The following is a 13,851-nucleotide window of genomic DNA, read 5'->3' as shown; positions in this document are numbered from 1 at the left end:
TTCGAGATGGTTTGAGCGGGAGCCAGGTCCTCGTTGTGGACCTGCGGCTCGCAACCGCCACACCTCGCAGTCCGGCTCACTTCCGGGGGATCTCCCCCAGCGCCGTGCCACTATGTGGAATGCTGTGCTAGAATCTGGCACAGAGAATGACAGCGACTTCGGGGAGGCGTCAAGAGGATGTCCAGCGGAAATTTCGAGGATTAACAGGGGGAAACCGGATGGAAATGAAGAGCGTCACCAGGTCGCTGCGAATCCTGGAGGCGGTCGCCCAGCACCAGCCCGTGACCGTAGGGGAGTTGACGAAGCTCTTCGGGCTGCCGAAGTCCACCGTGCAGCGCACCTTGGTCTCGCTGGCGGAAGCCGGCTGGCTGCGCGCCAACCGCAAGGACACCACCCGCTGGGAGATCGGCGCCCGCGTTCTGGCCGTACGCCCCGCAGCACTGCAGGGATCCAGCCTGTTCGCCGCCGCCCGTGAGCCCATGGTTCGCCTTCGGGACACGGTGAACGAGACGATCCACCTGTCGGTGCCGGACGCCCTGCAGTGCATGGTCGTGGTGGACCGCGTCGACTGCGACCACCCCGTACGCACCTTCCACACGATCGGCGACACCTCACCTCTGCACGCCACCGCGGTCGGGCGCGCCATCCTCGCCCACCTTCCGAGGCGGGACGTCGAAGAGCTCATCGAGGCCGGGCTGGAGCGGTTCAGCGACACGACGCCCGTAGAGCCCGACGAACTGCGCGCCGAACTGGACCGGATCCGCACCGCCGGTTACGCGGTCAACCGCAACCAGTTCCGTCCGGGCGTCTGCGCCGTCGCCGCCGCCGTGCTCGACGAGGACGGCACCCCGCTGGCAGCGGTGGCGGTATCCATGCCCGAGGCGCGGTACGACGGCGAGCAGACACCCAAGTGGGGCCGTCTCGTCGCGGACACCGCCGCGGAGATCTCACAGCGCCGCCTGGGCACCTGAACGGCAGCGGACCGCGCAAGGGTCGACCGAGGGCCCGCCTCGCATGCCGACGCGTGCGAGGCGGGCCCTCGGCTTTGGTTCCGGCAGCCACCGCCCCGCGCCCGACCGGGGGAAGGCCGGACGCGGGGCGGCCGCACCACGCGGCACGGCGGGCCTGGTCAAGGCCCTACCGCTGCCCATCGCCGCGGGGAACAGGGCCCCTGGCACACCTCACGGACGGCCAGGCCGACTCCGTCGCGCGTCACGTTCCACATCGTGGCACGCTATGCTGGAATACGGCACAGGTTGTGACCGTGGCTCCGTGCTGGAGCCAAGAGGCAATGAGAACCAGGGATCCGCAGGTCCGAGGGGGCATCCAATGGAAATGAAGAGCGTCACCAGGTCGCTCCGGGTACTGGAGGCAGTCGCCAGACATCAGCCCGTGACCGTCGGGGAGCTGACGAAGATCTTCGGGCTGCCGAAGTCCACGGTGCAGCGCACTCTGGTCACCCTCAACGAGGCGGGCTGGTTGCGCGCCAACCGCAAGGACACCACCCGCTGGGAGGTCGGCGCCCGCGTCCTGGCCGTGCGGCCCGCCGCACTGCAGGGATCCAGCCTGTTCGCCGCCGCCCGTGAACCCATGATCCGACTCCGCGACGCGTTGAACGAGACCATCCACCTGTCGGTGCCGGACGCCCTGCACGCCATGGTCGTCGTCGACCGCGTGGACTGCGACCACGCCGTACGCACCTTCCACGCCATCGGCGACACCTCACCCCTGCACGCCACCGCCGCCGGGAACGCCGTCCTCGCGCATCTGGGGAAGTCCGAGATGGACCAGGTCACCGCCGGGACCCTGGAGGGGTACGGCGAGGAGACCATCACCGACCCGGCGCAACTGCGCGCGGAGCTCCGCCGTGTGAGGGAGCGAGGCTACGCCGTCAACCACAACCAGTACCTGCAGGGCGTCTGCGCGATCGCGGCACCCGTGCTCGACGATGAGGGCACACCGCTGGCCGCCGTGGCCGTCTCCCTGCCCGACGCCCGCTTCGAGCCCGACCGGCTGCCCGAGCTGGGCCGGCTGGTCTCCGAGACGGCGGCGGAGATCACCGCCCGGCACCTGGCCTGACGACGCTCCCGGCGTCACTTCACGATCACGTAGATCTTGCGCACGGTTTCGATGGTCTTCCAGACACCGACGAAGCCCGGCTTCATGACGAAGCTGTCGCCCGCCCTGTAGACCACGGGCTCCCCGCCTTCCGGCGTGAGTTCGACGACGCCGGCGAGGATGTGGCAGAACTCGAAGGTCTCGCCCTTGATCGAGCGCGTCTCTCCGGGCGTCGCTTCCCAGACTCCCGTTTGGATCATCTCCCCGCGGGCGGTGTCCTGGAGCCAGGTCATGAACGCAGGGTCGCCGGACACGAGACGTTCCGGGAGCGGGCCGGACTTGCGCGGCACGAAGGAGGGATCGGTGTCGATGGTCTTCAGGAACGCCATGTCTTTCCTTTACTGGACTTGAGAAACTCGTGGCCGCGGCCCCGCTCGGCCCCCGGGCCGAGCCAGGAGAAGCCGCCGGAGTCGCCGGCTGCCGAGGCGGTCGCCGGGGACGGATCACGGGCCGCTCACCCGTGCCCGGCGGCGTGGAGGACCGGGCACGGGTGAGGCCTCGTCACGGTGCGTGCTGCGGCGCGATCAGGGCATGACCGCCGTCAGCTCACGGGCACCGCGAGGTACTGGTACTCCAGGAACTCGTCGATTCCCACCCGACCGCCCTCGCGGCCCAGCCCTGACTGCTTGACGCCGCCGAACGGGGCGGCCGGGTTGGACACGAGACCCGTGTTCAGCCCCACCATGCCCACCTCCAGCCGCTCGCTCACCCGCAGGGCACGGTCGAGGCCCTCGGTGAAGACGTAGCCGACCAGGCCCCAGGGGGTGTCGTTGGCCCGGCGGATCACCTCGTCCTCCTCGTCGAAGGTGAGGATCGCGGCGACCGGGCCGAAGATCTCCGTGTCCATCAGGCGGCTGCCGGGATCGACGTCGGCCAGCACGGTCGGCGGGTAGAAGCATCCGGGGCCTTCCGGCGTCCGGCCGCCCACGAGTACCTGCGCCCCGCGCTCCACCGCGTCGGTGACGAGTTCCTCCACCTTGGCGCGTCCCCTCCTGTCGATCAGGGGGCCGACGTCGACGCCGTCACGGGTGCCCGGGCCGACGACCAGCGCGCCCATCCGCTCGGCCAGCCGGCGCCCGAACTCCTGCGCCACCGAGCGGTGCACGAAGAAGCGGTTGGCGGCCGTGCACGCCTCGCCCATGTTGCGCATCTTGGCGACCATCGCGCCGTCCACGGCCTTGTCCAGGTCGGCGTCCTCGAAGACGATGAACGGCGCGTTCCCGCCCAGCTCCATCGAGGTGCGTACGACCGCCTCCGCGCTCTGGGCGAGGAGCAGTTGCCCCACGGCCGTGGAGCCGGTGAAGGAGAGCTTGCGAATCCGCCCGCCGCGCAGGAGCGGTTCGCACACCTCCCCCGCACGGGAGGTGGTGACGACGTTCAGCACGCCGTCCGGCAGCCCGGCCTCCTTGAGGATCGCGGCGAGGGCGAGGCTGGAGAGAGGGGTCTGCGGGGCCGGCTTGAGCACCATCGTGCAGCCGGCGGCGATCGCCGGACCGATCTTGCGGGTGCCCATCGCCAGCGGGAAGTTCCACGGGGTGATCAGCAGGCAGGGGCCGACCGGACGACGGGAGAGCAGCATGCGGTTGCGGCCGTCCGGCAAGGTGGCGAGGCCACCGTCGATACGCACGGCCTCCTCGGAGAACCAGCGGAAGAACTCCGCCGCGTACGCCACCTCTCCCCTGGCCTCGGCGAGCGGCTTGCCCATCTCGGACGTCATCAGGTGGGCGAGTTCGTCGGTGCGCTCGATGATGATCTCGTAGGCGCGGCGCAGGATCTCGCTGCGCACCCGGGGCGCCGTACGCGCCCACTCCGTCTGCGCCTGCACGGCCGATTCCTCGGCGAGCTTCGCGTCCTTGGCACCCGCGTCGGCGACGTGGCAGAGGATCTCCCCGGTGGCGGGGTCGTCGACGGGCATGGTGGCGCCGTCCGCGGCGTCCACCCAGGCACCACCGATGAACAACTGCGTGGGCGTGTCGGTCATGAGTTCTCTCCTGCTTGTCCGGGTCGGTCGGCGGCGGGGTCGAGCAGTTCCGCGAGGTGCAGGGCGCGGATGCCCCGGTCTCCGGCGAGGTGGTCGATCTGGGTGGCGCAGCTGAAGCCGTCGGCGACCACGACTGCCGGGGTGCGCGGGTCGATGCCGTCGAGGCGCGGCTTCAAGGCCAGGTCGGCGACGGCCATCGAGGTGTCGTAGTGCTGTTCCTCGAAGCCGAAGTTCCCGGCGAGTCCGCAGCAGCCCTCGGCCTCCTCGACCTTCGCCACGCCGAGGCGGCCCAGCAGGTCGCGGGGGTGGCGGCCCTTGAAGGTGGCGTACTCGTGGCAGTGGGTCTGCAGCACGACGTCGTCCGGCAGTTCCGGGGGCGCCCAGCCGGGGGTGGCGAGGTCGGTCAGGGCTCCGGTGAGGGTGTGGACGCGGGACGCGACGCGCCGGGCGGCGTCGGTGCCGAGGAGTTCGGGCACGTCACGCTTGAGCGCCGCGGCGCAGCTGGGTTCGGCCACCACGATGGGCCGGTCGTCGCCGTTGTCCAGGTGGGCGACGGTGCGGGCCATGATGCGCCGCGCGAGCGACAGCTGTCCGGTGCTCACCCAGGTCAGGCCGCAGCACAGGTCGTCCTGCGCCGTGCAGGGGATGCCGGCGTCGGCGAGTACGCGGCTCGCGGCCCCGGCCACCTCCGGGCGGAAGGCACGGGTGAAGCTGTCCACGAACAGCAGCGCCTTCGCCGGTTCCCCGGTCCTCGCCGTGCGCAGCGCCCGGCTCAGTGCGTGCCGGGAGGCGAAGGCCGGGATCCGGCGTTTCGTGGTCACGCCGCCGAGGCGCGCGAGCAGCTTCCCGACGGGGCCGCGCAGCAGCGCGTTCACCGGGCGGGCCGCGTACCCGACGAGCCTGGACGTCAGGGGCAGCCAGCCCAGGGAGTAGTGGGAGCGGGGTCGGACTCTGCCCTTATAGTGCTGGTGCAGGAACTCCGCCTTGTACGTGGCCATGTCGACCCCGACCGGACAGTCGCTGGAACAGGCCTTGCAGGACAGGCACAGATCGAGGGCGTCCCGCACCTCCGTGGAGCGCCAGCCGTCCTGGACGGTTCCGCCCCGCACCATCTCCTGGAGCAGTCGGGCCCGGCCCCGGGTCGAGTCGTTCTCCTCCCCGGTGGCCCGGTAGCTGGGACACATCACCCCGCCGGCGTCGCTGCGGCAGCGGCCGACGCCGACACAGCGGCGTACCGCTCCCGCGAATCCGTCCTCGTCGTGGGGGAAGGAGAAGAGGGTCTCCACGGGCAGCACTTCGGCGGGGGTGTGCAGCGCGAGGTCGGCGTCGAGGCGGGCCGGGGCCACGATGACGCCCGGGTTGAGCAGCCCCTCGGGGTCGAAGACCTCCTTGAAGGCGGCGAACGCCCGGATCATCCGGTGGCTGTACATGACCTCCAGCAGCTCGCCCCGGGCTCGGCCGTCGCCGTGTTCGCCCGACAGGGTTCCACCGTGCTCGACGACCAGGGCCGCGGCTTCGGACAGGAACCGCCGGGCGGCGGTGCGGCCCGCGTCCGTGGCGAGATCGAAGTCGATGCGCACATGGACGCATCCCGCGCCGAAGTGGCCGTACAGCACACCGGTCAGGCCGTGGGAGGCCAGCAGCTTGCGGAAGTCGCGCAGGTAGGCGGCCAGGTCCTCGGGCGCGACGGCCGCGTCCTCCCAGCCCGGCCAGGACTCTCCGCCGTCGACGAGACGGGCGGCGAGCCCTGCCCCGTCCTCCCGGACCCGCCACAGCGAGCGCCGTTCGGCCGGGCTGTGCACGACCCGTCCGCCGGTCATCCGGCCCCGCGCCCTGAGCACGTCCAGCAGTTCGTCGGCGCGGCGGTCGACGGTCGCCTGGTCGTCTCCGTCGAGTTCGACGTACAGCCAGGCACGGCCGTCGGGGAGACCGGTGACGGAGTCCGGACCGCGCCTGGCCCGCATGGTGGCGACGATCGCCTCGTCCATGCCCTCCACGGCGGTGGGGTTCCAGCACAGGATCTCCGGGACGTCCTCGGCGGCGTCGACCACGTCGTCGTAGCCGAGGGTGAGAAGGGTGGAGGCCTGTGCGGTCGCCACCAGGCGGACCGTCGCGGCGGTGACGACCGCACAGGAACCCTCGGTGCCCACCAGCGCCCGAGCCATGTCGAAGCCGTGCTCGGGCAGCAGGTGGTGCAGCTGGAAACCGGAGACCTGGCGCGGTATCCGGCCCAGCTCGGTGCGGATCGACGCCAGGTTGGCGTCGACCAGGCGGCGCACGTCCGCTTCCAGACGCGCGACCCGTCGGACGGCGTCCTGGTCCTGCGGGTCGGCGGCCCGCAGTCCGGTCCGGTCGGCGACGGCCCGCACACCGTCGGCCGTCACGATCTCCAGCGTCTCGATGTGCCCGCTGGTACGGCCGTGCCGCACGGACCGGTTGCCGCACGCGTCGTTGCCGATCATGCCGCCGATGGTGCAGCGGCTGTGCGAGGAGGGGTCGGGGCCGAAGGTGAGCCCGTGCAGGGCGGTCGCGGACCGCAGCGCGTCCAGGACCGCTCCGGCCTCGACGCGGGCGGTACGCGCCTCGGGGTCGATGTCCAGGATCCGGTTCATGTACCGGGAGAAGTCCAGGACGACGCCGGGCCCGACCGCGTTGCCCGCCATGCTGGTGCCGCCGCCGCGTGCGGTGACGGGCACGCCCGTCTCCCGGCAGGCGCGCAGCACCGCGACGACGTCGTCGGCGCTGCGGGGAAAGACCACGGCCCTCGGCGGGACCCGGTAGTTGGAGGCGTCGTAGGCGTAGGGACCGGTGGAGCCGGGGCCGGTCTCCACCCGCAGGCCGGGAGCGGTCTCGGCGAGCCGCGCGACCAGCGGCTCCAGGGCCGTGGTGGTGTCCGTCATCGCTCCGCCGCTCCTGATGTCCCGGACTCGACCGCGGTCGCCCACGCCTGCAGGCCCTCGTCCACCGCCGTCTCGTCGATGACCAGTGCCGGGATCATCCGCACGACCTGGTTCCAGGCGCCGCACAGCAGCAGGAGCAGGCCCTCCTCGACGGCGGCGCGCTGCACGCGGGCGGCGGTCTCGGGGTCGGGGCTGCCGTCCTCGTTGACGAACTCGGTGGCCAGCATGAGGCCGAGGCCGCGCACGTCGCCGATGCCCGGCGTCCGGTCGGCGACCGCCTCCAGGCCCTGGCGCAGCCGCTTGCCCATGGCCTCGGCGTTCTCGACCAGCTTCTCGTCGCGTACGACGTCGAGGGTGGCGCAGGCCGCGGCGCAGGCGACGGCGTTGGCGCCGTAGGTGCCGCCCTGCGAGCCGGGCCACGCCTTGGTCATCAGCTCCTCGGAGGCGGCGATGCCGGACAGCGGGAAGCCGCTGGCCAGGCCCTTGGCGGTGACGAGGATGTCCGGGGTGACACCGAAGTGGTCGTGGCCCCAGAAGCGGCCGGTGCGGCCGACGCCGGTCTGCACCTCGTCGTGGATGAGGAGGAAGCCGTGGCGGTCGGCGCGCTCGCGCAGGCCCTCCATGAAGGCGCGGTTGGCGGGCACGTACCCGCCCTCACCGAGGACGGGCTCGACGATGATCGCTGCCGTGTCGGCGGGCGAGGAGATCGTCTGGAGGGTGTAGTCGAGCTCCTTCAGGGCGAAACGGGTCGCGGTCTCCTCGTCCCAGCCGTAGCGGTACGCCGACGGGAAGGGCGTGACGACGACCCCGCTCATCAGCGGGGAGAAGCCGGACCGGAAGCGGGTGCCGGAGGTCGTCATGGAGGCGGCGGCGACCGTACGGCCGTGGAAGCCGCCGTGGCAGACGATGACGTTGGGCCGGCCAGTGGCCTGGCGGGCCAGCCGCAGCGCGGCCTCGACGGCCTCGCTGCCGGAGTTGGTGAAGAACAGGCTGTCCAGGCCGGCGGGGAGCACCTCGCCGAGCTTGTCGACGAGGCGGCGCAGCGGCTCGTGCATGACCGTCGTGTACTGGCCGTGGATCAGCGTGCCCACCTGCTCCTGTGCCGCCGCCACCACCTTGGGATGGCAGTGGCCGGTGCTGGTGACGCCGATGCCGGCGGTGAAGTCGAGGTAGCGGCGGCCGTCCCGGTCGTAGAGGTGGACGCCCTCGCCCCGGGCCGCCACCACGGGCGTGGCCTGGCGAAGGTGCGGCGACAGTGCGGTCATGTTCGTCTCCCGGGCCTCGGTGTTCGGTCTGCTGCGGTCTTCCGAGCATCTCGACGGAGCAGGGGCACGCCAACGCGCGATCTGTCCGGCCGGGACGCGACATCCGGACGTTGTGTCAGCCTCATCGGGGGCGCGCCGGGTGTCGATCACTCACGGACCGCTCTTGCGCAGGTCAACGACGCTTGTCACAGTGGCCGGGCACTCCCCCGGACTCCGGGCCGAGTTCGAGCAGGCACCGTTGGAGAGACCGTGAACGACAGCGACCCGGCCGGCCAGGGGCCCTCCCGTCCGCTCACCGTGGCCGATGTCCTGGCGCTTCCCGTCCTGGCCGCCGGACGGCCCCACGTCGTCACCGGCGTGCCGCACCTGGACCGTCCGGTCCGGTGGGTCCACATCACCGAGCTGACCGACCCCGCGTCGTTCCTCAAGGGCGGCGAGCTCGTCCTCACCACCGGAATGCCCCTGCCGCCGGACGCGGCCGGCGTGCGCCGGTATGTCGACGAACTCGCCGACGTCGGCGCGGCGGCCCTGGTGATCGAACTCGTACGCCGCTACCACCGGCCGCCGGACACCCTCGTCGAGGCCTGCCGCCGACGCGACCTGCCCCTCGTCACCCTGACCAAGGACGTCAACTTCCTGGAGGTCACGCAGGTCGTGCACGCGCTCCTGCTCGGCAACCAGGCGGAGGCGATGCGCCGCACGCAGCGCATCCACGAGGCGTTCACCACCCTGACCCTGCGCGGCGCCGGCCCGGAGGACGTGGTGCGGGCGGCGGCGGAGATGAGCGGCCGCACCGTCGTGCTGGAGAACCTGGTGCACCAGGCCCTGATCTGCGAACCGTCCGGGCTCACCGTCGAGGAGGCACTCGCCGACTGGGAGCAGCGCTCCAGGGCGACCGGGCCCGGCGACACCACGGGGACACGCGGCCCGGAGGGCTGGCTCACCGCCCCCGTCGAGTACCAGGGCGAGCGCTGGGGCCGCGTGGCCATGCTCCCGGCGCGCACCGAGGGACCGGTGTTCGGGCCGGAGGACATCACCCTGCTGGAGAGGACCGCGATGGCACTGACCGTCGCGCGCCTCATCCACCCCACTCCGTGGGAGCGCACCGCGCACCGCAGCGCCTTGATCGACCTCGTGGAACAGCGCCACCGCTCCGCGCAGGACGCCCGTGCCCGCTGCGCCGCCCTGGGCCTGCCGGCCGATCGGAGCCTCTTCGTCGCCGCCCTGGTGGAGCTGCGCGCGGGGAAGGGGGGAGCCGAGACCGAGTCCCGTCTGCTGGAGGAGCTGAGGACGGCGGGCGTGCCGGCCCTCGTCGGCGAGCTGGCCCCCGACCGCCTCGGCATCCTGCTGGCTCTGCGCGCCTCCCAGACCTGGCGCCCCGTCGTCGAGCGCCTGTCCGGCACGGTACTGGGCCTGGACCCGGATGCGGTCGTGAGTGTGGGCTCCGAGGTCACGGACCTCACCGACACCGCCCGCTCGTTCCGCGAGGCGGCCCGCGTCGCGGAAGCCACCCCGCCCGGCCAGTGCCCGCCCCCGGACCGCTCCTTCCACGAGCTGTCCGACATCGGCCTGCGCCGCCTGCTGTTCGCCCTCCGGTCGGACGCCCGGATCCAGGAGTACACCGAGCGGCAGCTCCGGCGCCTCATCGACCACGACACCCAGCACGGCACCGACCTGCTGACGACGCTGCGCCACTACCTCGACGCGGCCGGCAACAAGACCACCGCCGCCCGCCGGGGCGGCCTCTCCCGCGAGACGATGTACCAACGGCTGCGCACCATCGAGCGTCTCCTCGCCCGTGATCTCGAATCGGGCGACCAGCGCACCGAGCTCCACGTGGCTCTCACGGCACTGGACGTGTGGCGAGCCGGCTGACGCGGATCTCGGTGCGGCCGGACGTCAGCTGACAGCTGACGGCGAGGGAGGCTCAGTCCTCGTCTCAGTCCTCGTAGCGCAACTCGGTCGTCGCCCGCCCCTCGGCGTTGGTGTGCACGGTGCCGTCAGGACCTCCGATCCGCAGTCGCCAGGGGTGTGGGCTGTCGGTCGTGACGTGGAGGCGGTCTCCCTCACGGCGGATGCCGAAGCGGGCCGTCTCGCCTGGGCCGTCCGGGCTGGGGATCACGACCGTGCGTTCGGCGCCGTCGGCGAAGGCGTGCACCCGCAGTTCGACGCCGTCCGCCCAGGCGGAGACCGGGTGGCTGTCGTCGGCGGCCAGCGGGATGACCGAGTCCGGGCGGGCCAGCAGCGGCAGGGTGCGGAAGCCGTGCTGCTCGCGGACCCAGCGCGGGCCGGTGACCTGAGCACCCGTCAGCACATTGGTCCACGTCCCTTCCGGCACGTAGTACTCGACCGTGCCGTCGTCGGTGAAGACCGGGGCCACGAGCAGGTCGTCGCCGAGCATGTACTGCCGGTCGAGGGTGGCGGCGGCGGGATCGTCGGGGAACTCCAGCACCATGGCGCGCATCACCGGGACACCGGTGGTGTGCGCCTGTTGTGCGGCGCGCTGGAGATACGGGGCGAGCCGGTGCTTGAGAAGGGTGAACTCACGGGTGACGTCGACGGCCTCCTCGCCGTAGTCCCACGGCACGCGATACGACTTGCTGCCGTGCAGGCGACTGTGCGAGGAGAGCAGCCCGAACTGCACCCAGCGCTTGAACACGGCCGGAGTCGGGGTGCCTTCGAAGCCGCCGATGTCGTGGCTCCAGAAGCCGAAGCCGGACAGGCCGAGGGAGAGCCCGCCGCGCAGGGACTCGGCCATGGCCTTGAAGTGGGACTCGCAGTCGCCGCCCCAGTGGACCGGGTACTGCTGGCCGCCGGCCGTGGCGGAGCGGGCGAACAGCAGCGCCTCGCCGTCGCCGCGCTCGGTGCGCAGCAGTTCGAAGACGGCCTGGTTGTAGAGGTGGGTGTAGTAGTTGTGCATCCGCTCGGGGTCGGAGCCGTCGTGCCAGACGACATCGGTGGGGATGCGCTCGCCGAAGTCGGTCTTGAAGCAGTCCACGCCCTGGTCGAGCAGCGTCTTGAGCTTGCCGAGGTACCACTCGCGCGCGGCCGGGTTCGTGAAGTCCACCAGGGCCATGCCGGGCTGCCACAGGTCCCACTGCCACACGCTGCCGTCCGGACGCCGCACCAGGTGGCCCTCGCGCATACCTTCCTCGAACAGCGCTGATTTCTGTGCGATGTACGGGTTGATCCAGGCCGAGACTTTCAGTCCCCGCTCCCTGAGCCTGCTCAGCATGCCGACCGGGTCGGGGAAGGTCTCGTCGTCCCAGTCGAAGTCGCACCACTGGTAGCCGCGCATCCAGAAGCAGTCGAAGTGGAAGACGCTCAGCGGGATGCCGCGCTCGGCCATGCCGTCGACGAAGCGGTTGACGGTGGCCTCGTCGTAGTCGGTGGTGAAGGACGTGGTCAGCCACAGGCCCAGCGCCCAGGCCGGGGGCAGCGCGGGACGTCCGGTCAGCGCGGTGTAGCGCTCCAGGATCTGCTTGGGGGTCGGGCCGTGGACGACGAAGAACTCCAGCGACTGGTCCTCGACGCTGAACTGGACCTGCCCGACCGACTCGGAGCCGACCTCGTAGCTGACCTTGCCGGGATGGTTGACGAAGACGCCGTAGCCGCGGTTGGTCAGATGGAAGGGGATGTTCTTGTACGCCTGCTCGCTGCTGGTGCCGCCGTCGGCCTGCCAGATGTCCACCACCTGACCGTTCTTGACGAACGGGGTGAACCGCTCTCCCAGCCCGTACACCAACTCCCCCACGTCCAGAGAGAGTTGTCCGAGCATGAAGTGCCGTCCGTCGGCGTCGGTGACGAAACCGGTGCCGCGCTCGCCCACGGAGGTCAGCACCCGTCCGCCGGCGGTGAACTCCAGGTGCCACGGCTGGGAGGTGTCCACGCGCAGCGACAGCTCACCGGCGCTGAGCTCGACCACGGCGCCGTCCCGGCGCACCTTTCCGGCGTCCGGCTGGGTGCCCGGCAGCGTGAACTCCGGTCCGTGCCGCACCGAACCGGCGTGGTGGGTGGCGCGCACCCCGATCACGCCGTCCGCGGGCGACCAGCACTCGACGGTCAGCAGCGGGCTGTTGAGCATGCCGCCTCGATTGAGCACCTGCTTCACCGGCGCGTAGAGGGTCATCCGGTGCTCGTCGGCCCGGACGTCGGCGACTTCGGTTGCGTAGCACGCGGTGATGCCCGGACGCATCAGCCAGTAGCCGTCGGTGAACTTCATCGGGTGGATTCCTCCGTCCGCGCGCGGTGCGCGGTGATCAGGCGCCGGAACCAGTGGTGACTGTCCTTGGGCGCTTCCTCGATCAGCTGGTCGTGGTGGTCCGGGCCCTCGGTGTTGACCGGCCCGGTGCCCTGGGGGTGCAGGCGGCGCCGGGCGGTCGAGAACCGGTGGTTGTCGCGGGCTGCGGTCGTGGGTCCGAGGCGGAACCCGGCGTGCGGTTCGGGCAACGGACCCGCCGAGGGCCCGGACGCGAAAGGCACGCTGCTCAGAGCTCCGGTGCCAGGCCGTGCCGGTGCAGCCAGGCCAGTTGGGTGGGCGGGTTGGAGCCGCAGCCACCGCTGTGGTCGGCGAACGGCCACACGGTCATGGTGCGGTCCTCGCCCGCGTAGTGGTTGAAAGCGGCGTAGACCGTGGAGGGCGGACAGACCGGGTCCATCAGGCCGACGCTGAACAGTGCCGGAGCGGTGGCTCGTCGGGCGAAGTGGACGCCGTCGAAGTAGTCGAGGGTGGTGAAGGTCTCCTCCACCCGGTGCCGGCTGTGCCAGCGCAGGTACTCGGTGATCTCCGGGTACGGGCCCTCCCCGCTGATCTGCACGGCGCGGCGGAAGTGGCACAGGAACGGGACGTCCGTCAGCACCGCCGCGACGCGGTCCCCCATGAGGCCGGCGACGGCGAGTGCCAGGCCACCCCCCTGGCTGCCGCCGGCCAGCACGATCCGCCGGGTGTCGAGTCCGGGCAGCTGCGCGACCGCGTCGACGGCGCGCACGCAGTCGGTCATCAGGCGCCGGTAGTAGTAGTGGTCGGGCGATTCGATCCCACGGGTCATGAAGCCCTTCACCCACTGGGTGCCGTCGCCCTCGCCCGGGTCCGGGGTGTCGTGCCCCTGGCCGCGGCTGTCGACCACGAGCTGGGCGTAGCCGGCGGAGGGCCAGAGCAGGTGGTCGGTGGGCAGTCCGCGTCCGCCGCTGTAACCGATGTAGGTGACGACGACCGGCAGCGGTCCGGCGGCGTCACGCGGGCGCAGCAGCCAGGCGGCCACGGGCTCACCACGCCAGCCGGGGAAGCGCACGTCGTCGACCTCGACGGTGCGCAGCAGGTGCTGGGAAGTGACCTGCTCCGCCTTGACCGCCTCGTCGTACGACCGGGCCTCGGCGAGCGTTCGCTGCCAGAAGGCGTCGAAGTCCTTCGGGGCGGGCGATTGCGGCCGGTAGCCTTCGAGTTCGGCCAGGCCGAAGTCCGTGAGCGGCATGAGCGCTTCCTCCGGGTGAGGCGTTGTCAGGGGTGGTTCGGTGCCGCGTCGGCCGGGCGGGTGGCGGCCCGCCGTTCCGGGCGGGGCGCACTTCGCACGGGTGCGGGTAGGGGGAC

At 71.6% G+C, this 13,851-nt stretch carries 10 protein-coding genes; 3 read left to right on the top strand and 7 right to left on the bottom strand.

The window, feature by feature from the left end:
* Nucleotides 1–224: 224 nt before the first annotated feature.
* Both ACFYNL_RS01140 and ACFYNL_RS01135 read left to right on the top strand, forming a co-directional pair.
* Complete coding sequence (locus ACFYNL_RS01140) at nucleotides 225–971, top strand: IclR family transcriptional regulator (protein WP_388797203.1); 747 nt, start codon at nucleotides 225–227, stop codon at nucleotides 969–971.
* Nucleotides 972–1,335: 364 nt separating this feature from the next.
* Nucleotides 1,336–2,079: an IclR family transcriptional regulator gene (locus ACFYNL_RS01135; protein WP_388797199.1), complete on the top strand. Its 744-nt coding sequence runs from the start codon at nucleotides 1,336–1,338 to the stop codon at nucleotides 2,077–2,079.
* Nucleotides 2,080–2,093: 14 nt separating this feature from the next.
* On the opposite strand, the gene ACFYNL_RS01130 is transcribed toward ACFYNL_RS01135, so the two are convergent.
* The 4 genes from ACFYNL_RS01130 to ACFYNL_RS01115 form a co-directional block, all read right to left on the bottom strand.
* Nucleotides 2,094–2,447, bottom strand: a complete 354-nt coding sequence (locus tag ACFYNL_RS01130) for a cupin domain-containing protein (RefSeq protein ID WP_388794476.1) — start codon at nucleotides 2,445–2,447, stop codon at nucleotides 2,094–2,096.
* A gap of 212 nt (nucleotides 2,448–2,659) precedes the next feature.
* Nucleotides 2,660–4,099 carry an NAD-dependent succinate-semialdehyde dehydrogenase gene (locus tag ACFYNL_RS01125; protein WP_388794474.1) on the bottom strand — a complete coding sequence of 480 codons (1,440 nt, stop codon included), beginning with the start codon at nucleotides 4,097–4,099 and terminating at the stop codon, nucleotides 2,660–2,662.
* Nucleotides 4,096–6,999: an FAD-binding and (Fe-S)-binding domain-containing protein gene (locus tag ACFYNL_RS01120; RefSeq protein ID WP_388794471.1), complete on the bottom strand. Its 2,904-nt coding sequence runs from the start codon at nucleotides 6,997–6,999 to the stop codon at nucleotides 4,096–4,098. Before ACFYNL_RS01120 ends, ACFYNL_RS01125 begins: the two co-directional genes overlap by 4 nt.
* Entirely contained in the window at nucleotides 6,996–8,264 is a 1,269-nt protein-coding gene (locus ACFYNL_RS01115) for an aspartate aminotransferase family protein (RefSeq protein WP_388794468.1), read from the bottom strand. The genes ACFYNL_RS01120 and ACFYNL_RS01115 overlap by 4 nt, the downstream gene beginning before the upstream one ends.
* Nucleotides 8,265–8,513: 249 nt before the next feature.
* Between ACFYNL_RS01115 and ACFYNL_RS01110 the strand changes: the two genes are divergently transcribed.
* Nucleotides 8,514–10,139, top strand: a complete 1,626-nt coding sequence (locus ACFYNL_RS01110) for a PucR family transcriptional regulator (RefSeq protein WP_388794465.1) — start codon at nucleotides 8,514–8,516, stop codon at nucleotides 10,137–10,139.
* 64 nt (nucleotides 10,140–10,203) lie between these two features.
* On the opposite strand, the gene yicI is transcribed toward ACFYNL_RS01110, so the two are convergent.
* The 3 genes from yicI to ACFYNL_RS01095 are packed head-to-tail and all read right to left on the bottom strand — an operon-like array spanning nucleotide 10,204 to nucleotide 13,735.
* Nucleotides 10,204–12,486 (bottom strand): alpha-xylosidase, encoded by a 2,283-nt coding sequence (yicI, locus tag ACFYNL_RS01105; protein WP_388794462.1) that lies wholly within the window; start codon nucleotides 12,484–12,486, stop codon nucleotides 10,204–10,206.
* Nucleotides 12,483–12,746 carry a hypothetical protein gene (locus tag ACFYNL_RS01100; RefSeq protein ID WP_388794459.1) on the bottom strand — a complete coding sequence of 88 codons (264 nt, stop codon included), beginning with the start codon at nucleotides 12,744–12,746 and terminating at the stop codon, nucleotides 12,483–12,485. Before ACFYNL_RS01100 ends, yicI begins: the two co-directional genes overlap by 4 nt.
* A gap of 5 nt (nucleotides 12,747–12,751) precedes the next feature.
* Nucleotides 12,752–13,735 (bottom strand): acetylxylan esterase, encoded by a 984-nt coding sequence (locus ACFYNL_RS01095; protein WP_388794456.1) that lies wholly within the window; start codon nucleotides 13,733–13,735, stop codon nucleotides 12,752–12,754.
* Nucleotides 13,736–13,851 lie beyond the last annotated feature (116 nt).

It is taken from the genome of Streptomyces sp. NPDC007808, from assembly GCF_042868655.1.
GTDB lineage: Bacteria > Actinomycetota > Actinomycetes > Streptomycetales > Streptomycetaceae > Streptomyces.
Note: the sequence above shows the minus strand (reverse complement) of the source record. Positions and strands in the feature narration are given on the sequence as shown.